The following is an 18,336-nucleotide window of genomic DNA, read 5'->3' on the forward strand; positions in this document are numbered from 1 at the left end:
GTTGTACGGCGAGCAAGGAGGCCGAGATGCAGACCATCATCGGACAGTTCGACAGCTACGCGCATGCCGCCGCAGCCGTACGTGCCCTCAACGAGGCCGGCATCGCCCACGCCGATATCAGCTTCGTCGCCCCGCCCGACCATCAGCCCGACGAGGTCGGCGAAGGCGCCACCACCGGGGCCGAGGTCGGCGCCGGGCTCGGTGCGGCCGGCGGCCTGTTGGCCGGTCTCGGCGTCATCTCCATCCCGGGCCTCGGCCCGGTCGTCGCAGCCGGCTGGCTGTTCGCCACCGCCATCGGCGCCTTTGCCGGCGCCGGCGTCGGCGCAGCGACCGGTGGGCTGATCGGCGCCTTCACCGGCGCCGGGGTCCCCGAAGCCGAAGCCAAGGCGCTGGCCGAGAAGGTCGAGCAGGGCGGCGCCATCGTCAGCGCCCGCGTCGACGAGGCGCATGCCGGCCCGGCGGCGGCCATCCTCAGGCACGCCGAGGGCATCGAAGCTGTGCCCCAGGGCGACGAAATCGAAGCCGAGGCACAGCGCCTCGCCGAGCCGGACCTGCCGCCGCGGCGCGACACCGACTACCCATTCGTGCCGCCGATTGTCTAGCCGCAGCGGCGGAGGGTTGCGCCTCCCCCGGCGCGATGCTACGGGCTTCGTCGCGCCCCTGTGGTGGAATTGGTAGACGCAGCGGACTCAAAATCCGCCGCCGCGAGGCATGTCGGTTCGAGTCCGACCGGGGGCACCAATCCAGTCATTTTGCCGGACGAAGCAGCTCGGCGCGCCGGAGCAGTTCGTCGGCGACCACCACGTCGCTGCCGGTGACCCCCATCGGATAACACAGCGTGATGCCGGGCCGCATCGGCGCGCTCCAGAGCGGCTCGACGCGCTCGCCATGCGACGTGCCGTGGAGGATGAACTTGCTTCCGAACGCGGTGACCTGCGCCGGGCTGTCCGTGACGATGGTAGCGGCGGCCTCGGCGACGTCGAGGTCCATTTCCCTCGCGACCGTGCTCTTGTAGCCGACGCTGTGCACATAGGCATCGGGCCGCAGCCACCCGGCCGCAATCACCGGCCGGAGGCTGCTCGTCGCGACGATCACGATCTCGGCGCCGTCCAGAGCCGCCTCGGCCGAGGTGGCCGGCGACACCGCGAGCTGCAGTTTCCGCCCCATCTCGGCGCAGAACGCCGCGGTGCGCTCAGCCGACCGGGCGAACACCGTCGCGCGGCGCAGCGGCCGGACCCGTGCCGCCGCCTCCAGATGCGCCGCGGCCTGCCGCCCTGCCCCGATAACCGCCACCTCGCCGGCGTCCGGGCGGGTCCGGGCCCTGATCGCTGCCCCGCCGATCGCCCCCATCCGCAGCACGCCCAGCGCCGAGCCGAGCACCACGCCCTTCATCCGGCCGGTCGGCATGTCCCAGACGACGACCAGTTGGTCGTCGTGATGTTTGCCATTGCGCGCGACATAGGCCCGAGTGCCGGCGACGCCATCGCTCATGCCACCGGTGGAGAACACCAGGTCGGTGGATCGGTCGAAGGGCACGAACTGTCGCGGCGGCGCGACGAATGCCTGCCGCGCCAGCCGGGCGAACAGCTGTTCGACCGCGGCGATGGCAGCCGGCATGTCGGCGAGCCGCAGCACGTCCTCGTCGCGCAGAACCCTCGGCCCGGAAATCGCTGCCCCCGACTTTGCCTCGCTCACCCTAGCGTCCGCCACGCGTCGCGAGAAGCCGCCTTGGGCAACGGGCTTGTGTTGCGCTGTAAGCTCGCCCACCTTGGCGGCGGATTTGCGTTGCGAGGGAAGCATGGCGGGAACGATCGGGCTCGGGACGGCCGGCTGGGTATTCGAGGCCTGGCGGAAGAGCTACTACCCGGACGGGCTGAAGCAGAAGGACGAGCTGGCCTACTCGAGTGCCCGGCTCGGCAATATCGAGATCAACGCCACCTTCTATTCGCATCAGAAGGCGGCGAGTTTCGAGAACTGGGCCAGCCAGACCCCGGACGATTTCGTCTTCACCGTGAAGGGCCACCAGTTGGTGACCCACATCAAGCGGCTGAAGGATGTCGAGCTGCCACTCGCCAACTTCTTCGCCTCGGGGGTCATGGCGCTGGGCAAGAAACTCGGGCCGTTCTGCTGGCAACTGCCCGGCAACAGCAAATACGATCCTGAGCGGATGGAGGCGTTTCTCTCACTGCTGCCGCAGACGCCGGACGCGCTGGTCGCGCTGGCCGGCAAGGCCGACCATGGCAAGAACCCGCCTTACCTCGACGCCGCCGGCATAACGAAAGTTCGCCACGCCATCGAAGTGCGGCACGAGAGTTTTGCCGATCCGCGCTTCATCGCACAGTTGCGGGCGCACAACGTCGCCCTCGTCGTCGCCGACACCGCCGAGTGGGCCTATATCGACCAGACCGCCGATTTCTCCTATGCCCGACTGCAGGGTGCGCCGGGCAAGGAGAGCTACTCGATTGCCGAGCGCGAGGTTCGCGCCGGCTGGCTCAAGGCGTGGGCCGAAGGCAAGCCGGTTACCGATGCGCCCTATGTCACGGCGGCCGAAGCCAGCCCACCGCCCCGCGACGTGTTCGCCTTCTTCGTCTCCACCGACAAGGAACATGCGCCCGCCAATGCTCGCGCGGTGATGGCCACGCTCGGCCTCACCGGGCCGGGCGGCGAGTGACGATCTCGTGAGCGGGCTTAAGTTGACTTGGGCCCCACGCCCGAGAATATGACGCGCATCCGTATCAAGTATGTCGCGCTTCCGAACCGGAAAAGTCTGCAACCTTTCCTGGAAGCGCTGCTAGGAGCGTCACCGTGACCACCAGCCTCGCCACCGATCGTCCTCGCCTGCTCGCAACGATTGCGTTCGTCCTCGGCCTTGCGACCATTGCCGGCGCCTGGGGCTCGCAGCTGTTCGGCGGCCTGGTGCCGTGCGAACTCTGCCTCGAGCAGCGCATGCCGTACTACTGGGGCCTGCCGCTGCTGGCGCTGGTGCTGATCCTGTGGCACCGGCTGCCGCGCGCCGTCTGGTATGTCGGCATCGCCCTGGTGCTGCTGACCTTTGTGTGGTCGACCTACCTTGCCGGCTACCACGCGGGTGTCGAATACGGCTTCTGGCCCGGCCCCACCGCCTGCACGGGCACCGGCGTCGATGTGAGTTTTTCCGACCTCACCAATATCAACGCCGCGCGCGTCGTCCCCTGCGACAAGATCCAGTTCAGCCTGTTCGGCGTGACGCTGGCCGGCGCCAATACCCTGATCTCGGCCGCGATCGTGCTGATGCTCGGCGCGGTGCTGTTGCGGGGCCGCAAGGCCTGAACGCTACCGCCCGAGAAAGGCCGTCGCCACCTCGGTGAGCAGCGGCGACTCGATCAGGCTGTAATGCGTCGTACCGGGAAGGATGGCGAGCTGGCTGGCGGGACGCTGCGAGCCGTCGAGCCCGGCATCGCGCTGGCCTCCGCCAAGAAGCTTCCAGAACGCCACCATGTGCTCGGGCCGGATGGAATCGGCGTCGGCGAAGACCAGCAGGGTCGGAGCCTTGATCGCCTTGATCAGCTCGGTCCAGTCGTGCTCGGGCTGGTTCATCTCCCCTGACTTGCGCATCACCCGTTCCCAGTCGACACCGGGATAGAGCTCCGCCAGCGGCGAGCCGGCCAGTTGCTTGCCGATAGCAGCTGCCATGCCGGGCATCTGCGCGAAGGCCTGCCGCACCTCCGGATAGTCGCCGTCGGTGCTGAAGCCCACCGCGACCGATACCAGCTTTTCGACCTGCTCCGGGTGCCGGATCGCCACCTGCAGCGCCACGGCGGCGCCCAGTGAATAGCCCATCACACGCGCCTGGCCGATGCCCAGATGTGCGAGCACCGCAGCCGCGTCGTCGGCCATCGTCTCGGCGGACCAGGGCGCGTCGCTGTCCGTACTGAGGCCATGGCCGCGCAGGTGGATGGCGATCACCCGATGTGTCCTCGCCATCGCCTCGAGCGGCGCCCCGAACGTGGTGGACGGGGTGACGCCGCCATGCAGCAGCACCAGCGGCGGCCCATCGCCGTGGATTTCGTAGTAGATCTCGGCGCCGTCGACCGGGACCTTGCCGGTGCTGCTGGGTGTGCTCATCGGATCGTCTCCTGCGGTTTGCGCAATGACAGGCGCCGCGGCGAATGCCGCCGCGGCCAAGGCAAAAGTGACGACACTGCGCCTCAGCATGAGGCGAGCCGCCGCTCGAGTTTGTCGAGCGCCTGGCTGGTGCCGGCTTGGAAGCCGCCGGTCACGGCGACGGCGAGGTCCGCGGCGCTGTCGAATTCGGCGCGCATGGTGAAGACCGTTTCCTCCCCGAGCGCCTCGAAGGTGAGGGTCGCGAGATAGGTCGGCGGGGCGTTGCGCACCGCCGTGCCGGACGGGCGAAGCGGCCGGTAGACGATCCGCTCGGGGGCGAGAATCTCGATGAACTGGTAGCGTACATGACGTTCGGCGCCGTCGGGCGCGTGCATGGTGACATGCCACTCGCCACCAGTGCGGAACTCGAGCTTGCTGATGCTGGAGGTGAAGCTCTCGGGCCCCCACCACTGGGCCAGCAGGTGAGGATCCTCGAAGGTCCGCCAGACCAGGCGGCGCGGCGCCTTGAGCCGGCGGGTGATGATCAGTTCGCGCTGTTCCAGCGGGTCCATGGCGATATCACCGGCCATCTGCACCTCAGTTCTTCCTGGCGGTGGGATCGGCCGCCTGCAGGCGTTCGAGCAACCCATCGAGCCGATTGAGGCTGGTGTCCCAGAACTTCGAGAACTCCTCGATCCAGCCGACGGCTTCGCGCAGCGGTTGCGCCTCAAGCCGGCACGGGCGCAACTGGGCGTTGCGGCCGCGGCTGATCAGGCCCGCGCCCTCAAGCACCTTGAGATGCTTGCAGACCGCCGGAATGCTCATCTCGAACGGTGCCGCCAGCTCCTTGACCGACGCCTCTCCATCCATCAGCCGCATCAGGATGGCGCGGCGAGTCGGATCGGCGATGGCAGAAAGAGTGAGGCTGAGCTGGTCGGGTTGCATACCCACTCCTAACTAACTGGTTAGCTAACTGATCGGTTAGATATGACAAGGCACAGGCCAATGTCAAGCGAACGAGCGCGTTCAGGCGAGGCGCCGTGATGCGGCTCGCCCACGCTGAACGCGACGTCGCTCATGTTGCTGCGGTTAGATAGAGGGGCCGGAAACCCGGTGGAGGCCCTACGGCTCCAGCTCGATGTCCCAGTACAGGTAGTCGAGCCAGCTCTGATGCAGGTGGTTGGGCGGGAAGGCCCGGCCGTTATTGTGCAGGTCGTGCACCGTCGGCTGGAACGGCTCCTGCATCGGGAACATCTTGATTTCCCGCGGCAGCCGGTTGGCTTTCCTGAGGTTGCACGGCGCGCAGGCCGCGACGACGTTCTCCCAGGTGGTGCGGCCACCCTTCGAGCGCGGGATCACGTGGTCGAAGGTGAGGTCGTCCCGCGCGCCGCAATACTGGCACTGGAATTTGTCGCGCAGGAACACGTTGAAACGGGTGAACGCAGGATGTCGCGCCGGCTTCACGTAGTCCTTGAGCGAGACGACGCTGGGCAGCAGCATCTCGAAGCTCGGCGACTTGATCACCCGGTCGTAATTGGACACCACATGTACGCGATCGAGGCAGATCGCCTTGATCGCGTCCTGCCAGGACCATAGCGACAAGGGGTAGTAGCTGAGTGGCCTGTAATCGGCATTCAGCACCAGAGCAGGGCTATTCTCAAGCGACACATGTACTGTCACTTGTCGCCCCCCGAACGGGAATCGCGGCCAGTCATGATCAGCAATATTCTATGCCGACTGTGACACCCCTGTGAAGCGCGATTCGATCAGTCGATTCAGGCGGTTTGCGCCAGCATGAAGGAGGTGGCGAAATCCAGCCCGTCCGGCGCGATGCCGTGCGCCGTGCCCGGCGAAATATGCAGCGAGACATCGAAGCCTGCGGCCGTCAGTTCGGTCGCCGCCTTCCGGCTGAGCCCCGGATCGACCACCTGGTCGAGGTCGCCATGGATCAGCGCCACGGGCGGCTTGTCGATGGCCGGGAAGCCGTCGGCCGGAACGAAGGCGCCTGAGAACGCCACGATCCCCTTGAGCGGCCGCGGCAGCGCCGTGCCGACATGGAGCGCCATCATCGCGCCCTGGGAGAAGCCGACGAGGAACGTATCGGCGGGCTTGATCCCGGTCTGCGACCACAGGTCGGTTAGGAACTCGATGATATCAGGGGCCGCCGTCTTCGCCCCTTCGATGCGGCCGGCGATGCGATCCACGGCCAGCGGAAACCACTCGAAGCCGAACGGATTGCTGGCACATGGCGTCGGTGCGTTGGGCGCGATGAACAGCGCATCGGGCAGCAGCGGGCCCCAGTGGTGGCCCAGCCCGATCAGGTCGCTGCCGTCGGCGCCATAGCCGTGCAGCAGGATCACCGCCTGCGTCGGAGTGCCGCCGCTTTTGGGCGGCAGCATCGGGCCGGAGAGCTTGGCCATCAGATCGACAATCCTTCCTTGTTCCGCACGGCGCGATAATAGCGCCAGAGCAGCAATGCGGCAGTGGAGCGATAGGGCGACCAGCGCCGCGCCATCTCGATCAAGTCCTTTACCGCCGGCTTGCCGTCAAGCCCGAACGCCCATTCCGCCGCCCGCTGCAGCGCCACGTCGCCGGCCGGGAAGATGTCGGGATGCGCCGCCGAAAACATCAGGTAGATTTCCGCCGTCCAGGGCCCGATGCCCTTGAGCCGGGTCAGCGCCGTAATCGCTGCATCGGCCGGCAGTTCGGCGAGATGGGCGAAGTCGACCTCGCCCCCCGCGATGGCTTCGGCCAGTCCCCGCAAGGTGCGGTACTTGCCGCCCGATTGTCCGGCGCCGCGCACTGCGGCTTCGGTGAGCTTCAGATAACCCACGGGGTCGAGCGCCCCCTCGAGCCGGGCGAAGCGACTCCAGATCGCATCGGCGCTGGCGGTCGACACCTGCTGGCCGGTAACGATCCGGGCCAGCCCTTCGAAGCCACCCGGAAAGCGGCGGATCTCGAAACTGCCGGCCCGTTCGGCAACCGGGCCGAGGCGGGGGTCGAGCGCAATCAGCGCGTCGAGCTGGCGCTGCAGCGCCTCGGCCGAATCGAGACGATCTGTCAAAGAAATGTCCTTACGTGCTAGCACTTTGTCATGCCCAGCCCCGTCCTCCGCTTTGCCCCGAGCCCCAATGGCCTGCTGCACCTGGGGCACGCCTACTCGGCGCTGTTCACTGCCGTATGGGCCGAAGCCCTGGGCGGCCGGTTTCTCCTCCGCATCGAAGACATCGACCTTACCCGAAGCAAGCCGGAATTCACTGCCGCGATCTTCGAAGACCTTGCCTGGCTCGGCCTCGCCTGGGAACAGCCGGTGCTGCAGCAATCCACCCGCTTCCCCGTCTATGCCGCGGCGGCGGGTCGGCTCAGGGCCCGCGACCTGCTCTATCCCTGCTTCTGTTCGCGTGCCGAACTGGCAGCGACCTCCGGCGGCACCGATCCCGACGGCGCGCCGCTCTACCCCGGCATCTGCCGGCATTTGTCCGAAGCCGAAATCAGGCAGCGTTTCGCCGAAGGACACCAGGCAAACTGGCGCCTCAAGACCGATGAAGCGACGGCGCTGACCGGCGTGCTGACCTACAGCGTCGCCGGCCCTACCCCTGCCGATCGACCGCAGATCCGCTATGCCCGGCCGGAGCGCTGGGGCGATGTGGTGCTGCAGCGCAAGGGCACCCCGACCAGCTATCACCTGAGCGTCGTGGTCGACGACGACGCGCAGGGCGTCACCCATGTGACCCGCGGCCGTGACATGGAGCCCGCGACCGATATCCATGTGCTGCTGCAGATGCTGCTCGGCCTCAGTTCGCCCAGCTACACCTTCCACAAACTGATCCTCGACGCGGAGGGGAAAAAGCTCAGCAAGTCGAAAGGCTCGACCTCGCTCAGGAGCCTGCGTGAGGCGGGTCGGACAGCCGCGGAGATTCGGCAGGAGCTGGGGTTTTAGCTGCTTGGCTGGTGCGAGCCGCCCCCCACCCCTGTCCCCTCCCCGCGAGGGGGGAGACCAAAACACCGACTTTAGTGGATGCGTTTCCCTCCCCCTTGCGGGGAGGGGCCAGGGGTGGGGGTCCACAGCCACCAGCCTCAGCAGTCTAAGCCGCCAGCTTCTCCTCACGGAAGAACGGCGCCACCGTCCTCGCCACGGCCTCGTCAAACGGCGTCGCAAAATCCGGGCCGAGGATCGCGTCGAGCCGCGCGTCCCTGAGCTCCATCGGGTTCTCCCACAGATAGCTCATCTTGCTCACCGCCCGCATCAGCGGGTCGACCAGCCCGACGACGTTGAACAGCACGCGCGGGAACGTCCCGACCTTGAGCTTCACTGGGGAAGCCGCGACCGCCGCGGCAGCCATCTGTTCGGGCGTCACGTAGTTGCCGGCAAAGTGGAAGTTCTCGAACGCGCCGAACTGCTGGCGGTGCCAGGCGAGCTTTTCGAATGCCCGACCGACATCCGGCAGATAAGCCCAGGAATGCCCGATGCCCGGCACGCCCATCATGGCGAACCTGCCTTTCTTCGCCTCGCGCAACATGGCGAGGTCGAACCAGTCGAAGCTGCTCTCGGGCCCGTAGAAGTCCCCGGCGCGCAGGACGATCGCCTGGATGTCGCCGCGCCTGGCCGCCGCCTCGTACAGCGCTTCGACCCGCACCCGGATTTCGCCCCGTGGCGTCTGCGGCCGCTGCTTCAGATCCGGCGTCACGAATCGGTCGCCGGCCGCGTAGTTGTAGATATTGCCGGGAAACAGCAGCGTCTTGCCGCTCGTGCCGAGCGCCTCGATCACCCGCTGGTTCTGGGCCTCCATCCGGCCCTGGTCCCACTGGTGATAGGGCAGGTTCAGCGCGTTGACCACCACTTCGGTATCGCCGATCGCCGCCCGCATCGCCTCGACGTCGTCGGCGTCACCCTTGATGAACCGCACCCCTGGGATAGGCTGCTTGTTGGACCGCCCGAACCCGGAAACCGCCCAGCCCGCCGCGACGAAGGCCTTGGCGATATGGTGGCCGACATGGCCGTTGATCCCGATGACGATGACGTTCTGCGCGCTCATTTGCTTGTTCCTTGCTGGTGACGAACAAGCTATGCGCAACGTCGGCGTTGATGAATTGGACAGAATCGTACACTTGCCATACAGAATTGAATGGCAAGGGAGCTTGAAAGCATGCCTGATCCCGACTGGTCGCTCTGGCGCAGTTTCGGCGCCGTCGTCGAGCACGGCTCGCTCTCGGCGGCCGCGCGCGCACTTGGCCTGAGCCAGCCGACCCTGGGTCGCCATGTCGAAGCGCTCGAGCAGGCATTGGGGATGAGCCTGTTCGAGCGGACCCTCAACGGCTTCCACGCCACCGACACGGCGCTGAAGCTCTATGAGCCGGTGCTCGCCGCACAGCAGGCCTTGGCCGAGGCGACGTTGATCGCCGAGGGCGCGAGTGCCGCGCTCACCGGTTCGGTCCGCATCACCTCGAGCACGGTGATGTGCCATTATGTGCTGCCGCCGTTCCTCAACGACCTGCGTCAGACCTTCCCGCAGGTGGCGATCGAGCTGGTGCCGTCGGATTCGGCCGAGAACCTCCTGCTGCGCGAGGCCGACATCGCGGTCCGCATGTTTCGTCCCACCCAGCTCGAGCTGATCACCAGAAAGCTCGGGGAAAGCCCGATCGTTACCTGTGCCCACGAGAGCTACCTCGCCCGACGCGGTCGGCCGGAGCACCCCGAACAACTTCTCGAGCACGACCTGATCGGCCTCGACCGCTCGGACCTGCTGATCGGCGCCGCCCGGCGCATGGGGTTCGTGCTCAGGCGCAGCGATTTCATCGTCCGCACCGACAGCCAGACCAATGCCTGGGAGCTGATCAAGGCCGGGCTCGGCGTCGGTTTCGCCCAGCATCTTTTGGTGGCCGACACGCGCGGCATGGTGCCGCTATTGCCCGATTTCCGCCCCCCGCCGCTGGAAGTGTGGTTGACCACGCACCGCGAACTGTTCACCAGCCGTCGCATTCGTGCCATCTATGACCGACTGGGCGAGGGCCTCAGCCGCTTCCTCGCGAGGACATTATGAACATCACCGGCATAATCACCATCGTCGCGCTCGGCGCGGTCGCCATCATCCTGTTCATGGGCTTGTGGAACATGTTTCGCGGCGGCGACCACAATCTCAGCCAGAAACTGATGCGCGCCCGCGTCATCGCCCAGGCCGTGGCCATCGTGGTGATCCTCGCCGCCTTGTTCTTCTTCGGTCGCGGCAGCTGATCGAAAGCGCTTCGTGCGCCGACACCGGTGAGCTAGTTTCGACGCCACTGACTCGCGGCGGAACCACATGGTCAAGCTCAACAAGATCTACACCCGCACCGGCGACGACGGCACCACCGGCCTGGTGCGCGGGCCGCGGCGCTCCAAGGCCGACCTGCGTGTCGAGTGTTTCGGCACCGTCGACGAGGCCAACAGCTTCATCGGCATGGCGCGACTCCACACGGCTTCGATGCCCAAACTCGACCGCCTGCTGGCGCGGGTGCAGAACGACCTGTTCGACCTGGGCTCCGACCTCGCGACCCCGGGCGCCGACCCGGCGGGGGCGCCGGCGTCCCTGCGCATCACCCCGGCCCAGGCCGAGTGGCTCGAGCAGCAGATCGACAACTACAACGAGGGCCTGGCGCCGCTCCAGAGCTTCGTCCTTCCCGGCGGAACGCCGCTGGCGGTAGCGCTGCATCTGGCCCGCACCGTTACCCGGCGGGCCGAACGGCTGGTGGTCGAACTGATCGCCGCCGAACCCGACGTCAACAATGCGGTGCTGGTCTATCTCAACCGCCTGTCGGACCTGATGTTCGTCATGGCGCGCGTCGCCAACGCCAATGGCGAGAGCGACGTGCTGTGGACGCCTGGGAAGTTCGGTCACGACCAAGGGCAACAGCGCGGCTGATGTTCATCCCGCTGCACGACCGCAACCCGGTCCGCCATATCAGGTTCCCCTATGTCACCTATGGGATCATCGGGCTGAACGTCCTGGTGTTCCTGATCCAGCTTGCCCATGGCAACGGCATGGCCTTCGACGAGTTCGCGCTCTCCTACGCCGCCGTGCCGGCCTATTTCCTGCAGCCGGGCGCACCCGACCGCCTCGCCTTCCTACCCGACGGGCTGACGCTCATCACCTACGCGTTCTTTCACGCCGACTGGCTGCACCTGGGCAGCAACATGCTGTTCCTGTGGGTGTTCGGCGACAATATCGAGGATGGGCTGGGGCACGTGAAGTTCGCCGCCTTCTATCTCGCCTGCGCCGCGCTGTCGGGACTGGTCTACATCCTCTTCGCCATGGGGACCTATACCTGGTTGATCGGCGCCTCGGGCGCGGTGGCCGGAGTGATGGGCGCCTATATCGTCCTCTACCCGCACGCGCGGGTCTATGTGCTGCTCGGCCTCACCATTCCGATCCCGTTGCCGCTGCCGGCTTTGTGGATGCTGGGCGCCTGGGCCGCGGTGCAGCTGTTCTACCTCGTTTTCGGGGATGCCAGCCCGGTCGCCTGGTCGGCCCATGTCGGTGGGCTGATCGCCGGCGCGGCGCTCTGCGTGCCGCTCAAACGCCGCGACGTGGCGCTGTTCGGCGGACGCTGAGTTACGCGGCCGTTAGGTTGCTGTTTACCGTTCGGCCCAAGCCTCCGTTTACGTCCCGGTAATAAAATGCCGGGGATGGACATGGATCTCACATCGCAGCTGCTTGCCGCGCGGTCGCAGGGGACGCAGCAATCGATCGCCATCGCCGTGCTGAAGAAGTCGCACGAGATGGAGATGTCGTTGATCCAGATGGTCGACGGCGTGGCGCGCGCCGCACCACCGCCCGGCCAGGGGACCAGGGTCGACAAGCTCGCTTGACCCGCCGGAGGGGTGTGATGAACCTCGACACGTCGATCTACCGCATGGCGTTCCGCGAGGCCGACACGCTCGGCGTCGCCCAGGTGCTGGTGGCCAAGAAGCGTACCGATCTCGAACACCAGTTGCTGCTCAAGCAGGTCAATGAAGGCTCGGCCACGAACGGCGCCGACCTCGAGCGCGCGCTGGGCGACATGCAGCGACGCTCCGACGAGTTCGTCGGCCGCATCATCGACCGCACCGTCTGAACGGCCGTTCAGCTCCCGCTCTGCCAAGGCCCCGTCTCTGAACCCCGTCTGAACAGATGGGGCGAACCGGCTCCCGATTCTGCAAACTCCCTGCTTGCGAGGAACGGCCCCACAAGGCCAGAAGCGGCCGCTTTCAGCGGGGGGACGCTGCAAAGGAGATTGGCCCAATGGGAAAGATCGGCAAGACGGGCTACGAAAAGATGGTGTCGGGCGAGCTCTATGAAGGGCCGGACTGGGATCTGATCGAGATGCAGGTCGAAGCCAGGAAGAAACTCGAGCGGCTCAACGCCGTGCCCAGCTGGGACATCGCCAACCGCACCGCGATGTTCCGCGACCAACTGGGCAGCTTTGGCGACAGCTTCGTGTTGAGCCCCATCACCTGGGAATATGGCAAGCACATCCATATCGGCGAGGGCGTGTTCATCAACTTCGAATGCGTGTTCCTCGACGGCGCGGACGTCCGCATCGGCGACGGCACCGCCATTGCCCCGCGCGTCATGTTTCTGACCGCCGGCCACCCGGTCGATCCGCGCGAGCGGGAGCGCCGCGATCCGGAAACCGGCAAGCTGATCGGCGCCCAGTGCATCAACAAGCCGATCAGCATCGGCAGGCAGTGCTGGATCGGCGCCGGCAGCATCATCGTCGGCGGCGTCAGCATCGGCGACGGTACCACCATCGGCGCCGGCAGCGTGGTAACCCGCGACATTCCCGCCGGCGTGCTGGCGGCAGGCAACCCCTGCCGGGTAATCCGCAGGGCGGACGCCAAACCGATCCGTGAGGTTGCGAACGCGGCTTAGCAAAAGGCCCCCTCACCCGCCGCTACGCGGCGACCTCTCCCCCAAAGGGAGAGGTGCGCTGGGGCACTGCACTCGCCTCACCACCACCTCTCCCTTGGGGGAGAGGTCGGCCCGCAGGGCCGGGTGGGGGGGCCTTGTCCGCCCTACCGCACCAGAAACGCCTCAACCTCGGCCCGCGACGGCGCGCCCAATCGTCCGCCGAACCGTGTGCACTTGATCGCCGCGGCCGCCGAGGCAAAGGCGATGATGTTGCGCATCGGCCAGCCTTCCAGCAGCCCGACCGCGAAGCCGGCATGGAACACGTCGCCCGCGGCCAGCGTGTCGATCGCCTCGATCCTGGGCGCCGGCGAGTGGCGAATGCCGTCGCCTTCCGTCCACCAGCAGCCTTCTCCCCCGGCAGTGACCGCGACGAAACCGCCATGGCTGAGAGCCAGCCAGCCTGCCGCCTGCTCCGCCGTTTCCGCTCCGGTCACCAGCCTCGCCGCACTCTCGGACGCCACCACATGGCTCGCCAGCGGCAGCAGCCCGTCGAGCACTTCGCGCGCTGCCATATCGGCATCGAGGATGGCCGGGATTTGCGCAGCCTTTGCTGCAGCCAGTGCCAGCGCTGCCGCCCCCGGCCAGCGCACGTCGGCCATCACCGCGTCGATGCCATCGAGGTCGGGAGCTCTATCGGGCGACGCCATCAACGTCGGATCGTAGCGCGGCACGATCATCGTACTGCCGGTGCGATCCATGAAGATCGACGAGAAGCCGGAGCGCGAGCCGGCAACCCGGCGCACCCGCGAGCAATCGACGCCCTCGCCGGAAATCTGCTGCACCAGCCGGTCGCCGGTGGCGTCGTCACCGGCCGAAGCCCAGAGCGCCGCCTTGCCGCCGAGCCGCACGATGCTGGCCGCCTGCGCCGCCGCCATGCCTTCGGCGACCTCCACCGCATCGAGCGGAATGACCTTGCCCGGTCCCTCCGGCAGGCGCTCCAGCCGGAAGATGGTGTCCATGGTCAGGGCGCCGACGCAGAGGATGCGGGCCATGGCTCAGGTGCCGATCAGCGTGTCGATGACATTGTGGCCGTCGGGCGAGTCCCATTCGGCCGGGCCCTGCAGCACCGCCAGTTCGCACCCCCTCTCGTCGAGCAGCACCGTCGCCGGCAGCCCGACCGCCACGGCCTGCTGCTGCAGCCGCTTGAACGCATCGAAGGTGGAGTCGGCATAGAGCGGCAGGTTCTTCAGCCCCTCGTCGGCGAGGAACTTCTTCGCCTTTTCGAGCCCGCTCTCGCCCACGTCGAGGTTGATCGGCAGCACCATGAACTGGTCCGAATTATACTTGCTGGCGATGGCGTCGAGCGCCGGCATCTCTTCGCGGCAGGGTACGCACCAGCTGGCCCAGAAGTTCACCAGCAGCTTCTTGCCGGCAAAGCTGGCGATGGTGGTCGGAGTGCCCGCGGCATCCTTGAACGACATGTCGGCATAGCCGCGCCCTTCACCCGTGCCGGTGAGCGCCGCCAGCATGCCGACGGCCGCCGCATCGATCTTCTGGCCCTTGACCACCTGCGGGTCGCATTGCCGCGCCTGCGCGGGCATGAAGTTGCCAATGACGAGGGTAAGGACTAGTGCTACCGCCGCACTGATCAGGGCGATGAGCAGCACCCGCCTGGGGCGCAGTCTCCGGGTCGGTGCGGGGCTTTGGTCGGTCATAGTTCTACCGTTGGAGTTGAGATGAGCAATCGCATGTGGGGCGGCCGTTTTGCGACCGGGCCCGACGCCATCATGGAAGAGATCAACGCCTCCATCGGCTTCGATCAGCGGCTCTACAAGCAGGACATCGCCGGCTCTATCGCACACGCCACCATGCTGGCGGAAGTGGGCATCCTGACCCAGGCGGATCGCGACGCGATCATCACCGGCCTAAAGGCCGTGCTCGACGAGATCGAGACAAACAAATTCACGTTCTCGCGTTCGCTCGAGGACATTCACATGAATGTCGAGAGCCGGCTGAAGGAAGTGATCGGCGATGCCGCGGGGCGGCTCCATACCGCGCGTTCGCGCAACGACCAGGTGGCGACCGACTTTCGCCTCTATGTCCGCGATGCCATCGACACGCTCCTGGCGCAGGTGAAAACCCTGCAGCTGGCGTTGGTGAAGCGGGCCGAAGAGGAAGTCGCGACCATCATGCCCGGCTTCACCCACCTGCAGAACGCCCAGCCGGTGACCTTCGGGCATCACCTGCTCGCCTATGTCGAAATGCTCGGGCGTGACCATGGCCGCTTCGAGGATGCCCGCAAGCGCCTCAACGAAAGCCCGCTCGGCTCGGCCGCGCTGGCGGGCACGCCCTACCCGATCGATCGCGACATGACGGCGAGGGCGCTCGGCTTCGATCGCCCCACCGCCAATTCGCTCGACGCCGTTTCCGACCGAGACTTCATCCTCGAGACGCTCTCGGCCGCCAGCCTGTGCGCCATGCACCTTTCCCGCTTCGCCGAAGAACTGGTGATCTGGTCGTCGGCGCAGTTCGGCTTCGTCAAACTCAGCGACAAGTTCACCACCGGCTCGTCGATCATGCCGCAGAAGCGCAACCCGGATGCCGCCGAGCTGATCCGCGCCAAGGTCGGGCGCATCATGGGCGCGCTGACCTCGTTGCTGATCGTCATGAAGGGCCTGCCGCTCGCCTATTCCAAGGATATGCAGGAAGACAAGGAAGTCGCATTCGACGCGCTGGATTCGCTCAGCCTGTCGCTCGCCGCGATGACCGGCATGGTGGAGGACTTGAAGGCCAACCGCGACAAGATGCGCGCCTCGGCCAATGCCGGCTTCTCCACCGCCACCGACATCGCCGACTGGCTGGTGAAGCAGGCCAATATCCCATTCCGCGAGGCCCACCATATCACCGGGCAGATCGTCGCTTTGGCCGAGCAGAAGGGCATGACCCTCGACGGCCTCACCATCGAGGACTTCAAGTTCATCGACCACCGCATCGACAGCCGCATCCACAAGGTGCTGAGCGTCGAGAGTTCGGTCGCCGCCCGCAAGAGCTATGGCGGCACGGCTCCCGAGAACGTCGCCCTGCAGGCCGCCCGCTGGAAGGAAATCCTCACCGGCGTGAAGTCCGAACCGGTCAGCGTGAAGAAATCGGGGGGTCACGGCGACGGCGGAGTAGAGTAGGCTACGGCCATGCCGCTCAAGCCTCGTGCCCTCCATCTCACCACTGAGCACATCGCGCGGATCCCCGTGATCGAGGACCCGGGTCAACCGAATTACCCCGGGATCCGCCCGGCGACCGAAGCCGACTACGAGGCCGAGGTGGCGCGCATCATCGACACTGCGCCCGCTGGCGAGTTCTGGATCTTCGCGCTGAGCTCGCTGATCTGGAACCCGGCAACCGAGTTCGACCAGCAGCGCATCGCGGTCGCGAGCGGCTGGCACCGCAGCTTTTGCCTGTTCGACCAACGCTGGCGCGGTAATCCCAAACAGCCAGGACTGATGATGTGCCTCGATCGCGGCGGCAGCTGCCGCAGCGTCGCCTTCCGCATCCCTGCCGGGACCATCAAGGCCAACATGGACAAGCTGGTCCGTCGCGAAATGAGCATGGTGCCCAACGCCTTCCCGGGCCGCTGGATCAAGGTCGCAACCGCCGAGGGACCGCTCACTGCCCTGGCGTTTGCGATCGACCGCAAGAGCACGCGTTACGTCGGCGGCCTTACCTTGGCGGAGCGCGCCGACCGGCTGGCGCAGGCGCATGGCTGGAAAGGTTCGATGGCCGAATACGTGCTGTCGACCGTCACCAAGCTCGAGGAGTATGGCATCCACGACCGCAATCTCTGGGCGATCCAGCGAATGGTTGCGGAACGGATCGAGCATCACTGGCCGGCTCAGGCCTAGCCATAGGCACCGGGTCATTCCCGCAGCGACAGCGACCTGCATCCATCACGCTCCCCAATCGCCCCCATCAATAACTCCAGCTTCCGCTCTCAGGCGTTTTCGCCTAGAGCTTCCGCCCGGATTTCGTGGGGACGCAGGACCTTGGTGCATCACTTCCAGTATCGCGACGATCGGCTGTTCGCCGAGGAGGTCGACCTGACCGCGCTCGCCGGCAAGGTGGGAACGCCCTTCTACGTCTATTCGGCGGCGACGCTTCGCCGCCACGTGCAGGTGCTGCGCGATGCTTTCAAGGGCATCGACACGCTGGTCGCCTATGCCATGAAAGCCAACTCCAATCAGGCGGTGATCAAGCTGATCGCCAAGGAGGGCGCCGGCGCCGACGTGGTTTCGGGCGGCGAGCTCGAGCGCGCCATTGCCGCCGGGGTGCCAGCCAACCGCATCGTCTTTTCGGGCGTCGGCAAGACCTTCGCCGAGATGCGCCGGGCGCTCGAGATCGGCATCAAGTGCTTCAACCTCGAAAGCGAGCCGGAGCTCGAGCGGCTGAGCGATGTCGCGGTGTCGATGGGGATGACCGCGCCGGTCTCGGTGCGCATCAACCCCGATGTCGATGCCGGCACCCACAAGAAGATCTCGACCGGCAAGGCCGAGAACAAGTTCGGCATCCCATTCGCCCGGGCCCGTGAGGTCTATGCCCGCATCGCGGCGCTGCCCGGGGTGCGCGCCGTCGGCGTCGATATGCATATCGGCAGCCAGATCACCGACATGACCCCGTTCGACAATGCCTTCGCGCTGCTTGCCGAACTGGTACGCGACCTGAAGGCCGCCGGGCACGACATCCGCCATGCCGATGTCGGCGGCGGCCTCGGCATTCCCTATCACCACGACGAGGATGCCCCGCCGGCCCCGCCCGCTTATGCCGAGATCGTCAGGAAGCATATCGGCCCGCTCGGCGTGTCGCTGGTGCTGGAGCCCGGCCGGCTGATCGTCGGCAATGCCGGTATCCTCGTCACCAAGGTCGAATACGTGAAGGAGGGCGGCAAGACCTTCGTCATCGTCGACGCGGCGATGAACGACCTGATCCGCCCTACCCTCTACGAGGCGCATCACGATATCCAGCCGGTGGTGCACTCCAACCTCGCGCAGATCACCGCCGACGTGGTCGGCCCGGTCTGCGAGACCGGCGACTTCATCGCCCAGGATCGAAAGATGGCGGGCGTCAAGGAAGGTGACCTGCTCGCCGTGATGTCGGCCGGCGCCTATGGCGCGGTGATGGCCTCGACCTACAACTCCCGCCCGCTGGTGCCCGAAGTGCTGGTCGATGGCGACAAGTGGCACATCATCCGCCCGCGCAAATCGATCGCCGAACTGATCGCGCTCGACAGCGTGCCGGACTGGGTGTGAGTGCCGGCGCGTCTCGCTTGGGGTGAACAGGTTTATCCACCCACTCGGTGTCATCCCAGCGAAAGCTGGGACCCAACTCGCAGCCCGTG

Annotated in this window: 24 protein-coding genes and 1 tRNA gene; 15 read left to right on the forward strand and 10 right to left on the reverse strand. The window is 66.5% G+C overall.

Annotation, left to right across the window (positions count from 1 at the left end; genetic code table 11):
* The first annotated feature begins 26 nt into the window (after positions 1–26).
* Positions 27–602: a hypothetical protein gene (locus APS40_RS07825; protein WP_055046508.1), complete on the forward strand. Its 576-nt coding sequence runs from the start codon at positions 27–29 to the stop codon at positions 600–602.
* A gap of 54 nt (positions 603–656) precedes the next feature.
* A tRNA-Leu gene (locus APS40_RS07830) sits at positions 657–741 on the forward strand.
* A gap of 6 nt (positions 742–747) precedes the next feature.
* On the opposite strand, the gene APS40_RS07835 is transcribed toward APS40_RS07830, so the two are convergent.
* Positions 748–1,695, reverse strand: coding sequence for a hypothetical protein (locus tag APS40_RS07835; RefSeq protein WP_055046509.1), 948 nt, complete (start codon positions 1,693–1,695; stop codon positions 748–750).
* 103 nt (positions 1,696–1,798) lie between these two features.
* Between APS40_RS07835 and APS40_RS07840 the strand changes: the two genes are divergently transcribed.
* Positions 1,799–2,671 carry a DUF72 domain-containing protein gene (locus APS40_RS07840; RefSeq protein WP_082434258.1) on the forward strand — a complete coding sequence of 291 codons (873 nt, stop codon included), beginning with the start codon at positions 1,799–1,801 and terminating at the stop codon, positions 2,669–2,671.
* Between the two features lie 134 nt (positions 2,672–2,805).
* A complete protein-coding gene (locus APS40_RS07845) occupies positions 2,806–3,309 on the forward strand; it encodes a disulfide bond formation protein B (protein WP_055046510.1) in 504 nt (167 codons plus the stop codon).
* A 3-nt stretch (positions 3,310–3,312) separates the two neighbouring features.
* Here the strand turns inward: APS40_RS07845 and APS40_RS07850 are convergent, their stop codons facing one another.
* The 6 genes from APS40_RS07850 to APS40_RS07875 all read right to left on the reverse strand — a co-directional run bounded on the left by APS40_RS07850 (position 3,313) and on the right by APS40_RS07875 (position 7,147).
* Entirely contained in the window at positions 3,313–4,104 is a 792-nt protein-coding gene (locus tag APS40_RS07850; protein ID WP_055046511.1) for an alpha/beta fold hydrolase, read from the reverse strand.
* Between the two features lie 83 nt (positions 4,105–4,187).
* Positions 4,188–4,673 (reverse strand): SRPBCC domain-containing protein, encoded by a 486-nt coding sequence (locus APS40_RS07855; protein WP_197279459.1) that lies wholly within the window; start codon positions 4,671–4,673, stop codon positions 4,188–4,190.
* A 7-nt stretch (positions 4,674–4,680) separates the two neighbouring features.
* Positions 4,681–5,028, reverse strand: a complete 348-nt coding sequence (locus APS40_RS07860) for an ArsR/SmtB family transcription factor (RefSeq protein ID WP_055046513.1) — start codon at positions 5,026–5,028, stop codon at positions 4,681–4,683.
* A 177-nt stretch (positions 5,029–5,205) separates the two neighbouring features.
* On the reverse strand, positions 5,206–5,763 hold the full coding sequence (locus APS40_RS07865) for an HNH endonuclease (protein WP_055046514.1): 558 nt from the start codon (positions 5,761–5,763) through the stop codon (positions 5,206–5,208).
* A 95-nt stretch (positions 5,764–5,858) separates the two neighbouring features.
* Positions 5,859–6,503, reverse strand: a complete 645-nt coding sequence (locus APS40_RS07870; protein WP_055046515.1) for an alpha/beta hydrolase — start codon at positions 6,501–6,503, stop codon at positions 5,859–5,861.
* Positions 6,503–7,147, reverse strand: a complete 645-nt coding sequence (locus APS40_RS07875; protein WP_197279460.1) for a DNA-3-methyladenine glycosylase family protein — start codon at positions 7,145–7,147, stop codon at positions 6,503–6,505. The genes APS40_RS07870 and APS40_RS07875 overlap by 1 nt, the downstream gene beginning before the upstream one ends.
* 30 nt (positions 7,148–7,177) lie before the next feature.
* On the opposite strand from APS40_RS07875, the gene gluQRS reads away from it, so the two are divergent.
* Entirely contained in the window at positions 7,178–8,023 is an 846-nt protein-coding gene (gluQRS, locus tag APS40_RS07880; protein ID WP_055046516.1) for a tRNA glutamyl-Q(34) synthetase GluQRS, read from the forward strand.
* A 145-nt stretch (positions 8,024–8,168) separates the two neighbouring features.
* Here the strand turns inward: gluQRS and APS40_RS24430 are convergent, their stop codons facing one another.
* Positions 8,169–9,119: an NAD-dependent epimerase/dehydratase family protein gene (locus APS40_RS24430; protein ID WP_055046517.1), complete on the reverse strand. Its 951-nt coding sequence runs from the start codon at positions 9,117–9,119 to the stop codon at positions 8,169–8,171.
* A gap of 111 nt (positions 9,120–9,230) precedes the next feature.
* Between APS40_RS24430 and APS40_RS24805 the strand changes: the two genes are divergently transcribed.
* The 7 genes from APS40_RS24805 to APS40_RS07915 all read left to right on the forward strand — a co-directional run bounded on the left by APS40_RS24805 (position 9,231) and on the right by APS40_RS07915 (position 12,971).
* Positions 9,231–10,124, forward strand: coding sequence for a LysR family transcriptional regulator (locus tag APS40_RS24805; protein WP_055046518.1), 894 nt, complete (start codon positions 9,231–9,233; stop codon positions 10,122–10,124).
* Positions 10,121–10,315: a twin transmembrane helix small protein gene (locus APS40_RS07895; RefSeq protein WP_156342864.1), complete on the forward strand. Its 195-nt coding sequence runs from the start codon at positions 10,121–10,123 to the stop codon at positions 10,313–10,315. Before APS40_RS24805 ends, APS40_RS07895 begins: the two co-directional genes overlap by 4 nt.
* A 67-nt stretch (positions 10,316–10,382) precedes the next feature.
* Positions 10,383–10,982 carry a cob(I)yrinic acid a,c-diamide adenosyltransferase gene (locus tag APS40_RS07900; protein ID WP_055046520.1) on the forward strand — a complete coding sequence of 200 codons (600 nt, stop codon included), beginning with the start codon at positions 10,383–10,385 and terminating at the stop codon, positions 10,980–10,982.
* Positions 10,982–11,671 carry a rhomboid family intramembrane serine protease gene (locus APS40_RS07905; protein ID WP_055046521.1) on the forward strand — a complete coding sequence of 230 codons (690 nt, stop codon included), beginning with the start codon at positions 10,982–10,984 and terminating at the stop codon, positions 11,669–11,671. The genes APS40_RS07900 and APS40_RS07905 overlap by 1 nt, the downstream gene beginning before the upstream one ends.
* Positions 11,672–11,752: 81 nt before the next feature.
* On the forward strand, positions 11,753–11,929 hold the full coding sequence (locus APS40_RS24810) for a hypothetical protein (protein ID WP_156342865.1): 177 nt from the start codon (positions 11,753–11,755) through the stop codon (positions 11,927–11,929).
* A 17-nt stretch (positions 11,930–11,946) separates the two neighbouring features.
* Positions 11,947–12,174, forward strand: a complete 228-nt coding sequence (locus APS40_RS07910; protein WP_055046522.1) for a hypothetical protein — start codon at positions 11,947–11,949, stop codon at positions 12,172–12,174.
* A gap of 167 nt (positions 12,175–12,341) precedes the next feature.
* Positions 12,342–12,971, forward strand: coding sequence for a sugar O-acetyltransferase (locus tag APS40_RS07915; protein ID WP_055046523.1), 630 nt, complete (start codon positions 12,342–12,344; stop codon positions 12,969–12,971).
* Between the two features lie 143 nt (positions 12,972–13,114).
* Here the strand turns inward: APS40_RS07915 and APS40_RS07920 are convergent, their stop codons facing one another.
* Together APS40_RS07920 and APS40_RS07925 are read right to left on the reverse strand one after the other, a co-directional pair.
* On the reverse strand, positions 13,115–14,002 hold the full coding sequence (locus APS40_RS07920) for a PfkB family carbohydrate kinase (RefSeq protein WP_055046524.1): 888 nt from the start codon (positions 14,000–14,002) through the stop codon (positions 13,115–13,117).
* 3 nt (positions 14,003–14,005) lie between these two features.
* Positions 14,006–14,665, reverse strand: coding sequence for a TlpA disulfide reductase family protein (locus tag APS40_RS07925; protein WP_055046525.1), 660 nt, complete (start codon positions 14,663–14,665; stop codon positions 14,006–14,008).
* 21 nt (positions 14,666–14,686) lie between these two features.
* Between APS40_RS07925 and argH the strand changes: the two genes are divergently transcribed.
* From argH to lysA, 3 genes are all read left to right on the forward strand, one after another.
* The gene (argH, locus tag APS40_RS07930) at positions 14,687–16,129 is read left to right on the forward strand and encodes an argininosuccinate lyase (protein ID WP_055046526.1); all 1,443 of its coding nucleotides are present in this window, start codon (positions 14,687–14,689) and stop codon (positions 16,127–16,129) included.
* A gap of 9 nt (positions 16,130–16,138) precedes the next feature.
* Complete coding sequence (locus APS40_RS07935) at positions 16,139–16,846, forward strand: gamma-glutamylcyclotransferase (RefSeq protein WP_055046527.1); 708 nt, start codon at positions 16,139–16,141, stop codon at positions 16,844–16,846.
* A 144-nt stretch (positions 16,847–16,990) separates the two neighbouring features.
* Positions 16,991–18,247, forward strand: coding sequence for a diaminopimelate decarboxylase (gene lysA / locus APS40_RS07940; RefSeq protein WP_055049599.1), 1,257 nt, complete (start codon positions 16,991–16,993; stop codon positions 18,245–18,247).
* Positions 18,248–18,336 lie beyond the last annotated feature (89 nt).

Source organism: Devosia sp. A16 (assembly GCF_001402915.1).
Taxonomy (GTDB): Bacteria; Pseudomonadota; Alphaproteobacteria; order Rhizobiales; family Devosiaceae; genus Devosia_A.

Bases quoted from the DNA above. Each gene is read 5' to 3' on its own strand.
- APS40_RS07825 (WP_055046508.1), top strand. From the start codon at position 27: ATGCAGACCATCATCGGACAGTTCGACAGCTACGCGCATGCCGCCGCA.
- APS40_RS07840 (WP_082434258.1), top strand. From the start codon at position 1,799: ATGGCGGGAACGATCGGGCTCGGGACGGCCGGCTGGGTATTCGAGGCC.
- APS40_RS07850 (WP_055046511.1), bottom strand. From the start codon at position 4,104: ATGAGCACACCCAGCAGCACCGGCAAGGTCCCGGTCGACGGCGCCGAG.
- APS40_RS07855 (WP_197279459.1), bottom strand. From the start codon at position 4,673: ATGGCCGGTGATATCGCCATGGACCCGCTGGAACAGCGCGAACTGATC.
- APS40_RS07860 (WP_055046513.1), bottom strand. From the start codon at position 5,028: ATGCAACCCGACCAGCTCAGCCTCACTCTTTCTGCCATCGCCGATCCG.
- APS40_RS07870 (WP_055046515.1), bottom strand. From the start codon at position 6,503: ATGGCCAAGCTCTCCGGCCCGATGCTGCCGCCCAAAAGCGGCGGCACT.
- gluQRS (WP_055046516.1), top strand. From the start codon at position 7,178: ATGCCCAGCCCCGTCCTCCGCTTTGCCCCGAGCCCCAATGGCCTGCTG.
- APS40_RS24430 (WP_055046517.1), bottom strand. From the start codon at position 9,119: ATGAGCGCGCAGAACGTCATCGTCATCGGGATCAACGGCCATGTCGGC.
- APS40_RS24805 (WP_055046518.1), top strand. From the start codon at position 9,231: ATGCCTGATCCCGACTGGTCGCTCTGGCGCAGTTTCGGCGCCGTCGTC.
- APS40_RS07895 (WP_156342864.1), top strand. From the start codon at position 10,121: ATGAACATCACCGGCATAATCACCATCGTCGCGCTCGGCGCGGTCGCC.
- APS40_RS07900 (WP_055046520.1), top strand. From the start codon at position 10,383: ATGGTCAAGCTCAACAAGATCTACACCCGCACCGGCGACGACGGCACC.
- APS40_RS07905 (WP_055046521.1), top strand. From the start codon at position 10,982: ATGTTCATCCCGCTGCACGACCGCAACCCGGTCCGCCATATCAGGTTC.
- APS40_RS24810 (WP_156342865.1), top strand. From the start codon at position 11,753: ATGGATCTCACATCGCAGCTGCTTGCCGCGCGGTCGCAGGGGACGCAG.
- APS40_RS07910 (WP_055046522.1), top strand. From the start codon at position 11,947: ATGAACCTCGACACGTCGATCTACCGCATGGCGTTCCGCGAGGCCGAC.
- APS40_RS07915 (WP_055046523.1), top strand. From the start codon at position 12,342: ATGGGAAAGATCGGCAAGACGGGCTACGAAAAGATGGTGTCGGGCGAG.
- APS40_RS07920 (WP_055046524.1), bottom strand. From the start codon at position 14,002: ATGGCCCGCATCCTCTGCGTCGGCGCCCTGACCATGGACACCATCTTC.
- APS40_RS07925 (WP_055046525.1), bottom strand. From the start codon at position 14,665: ATGACCGACCAAAGCCCCGCACCGACCCGGAGACTGCGCCCCAGGCGG.
- argH (WP_055046526.1), top strand. From the start codon at position 14,687: ATGAGCAATCGCATGTGGGGCGGCCGTTTTGCGACCGGGCCCGACGCC.
- APS40_RS07935 (WP_055046527.1), top strand. From the start codon at position 16,139: ATGCCGCTCAAGCCTCGTGCCCTCCATCTCACCACTGAGCACATCGCG.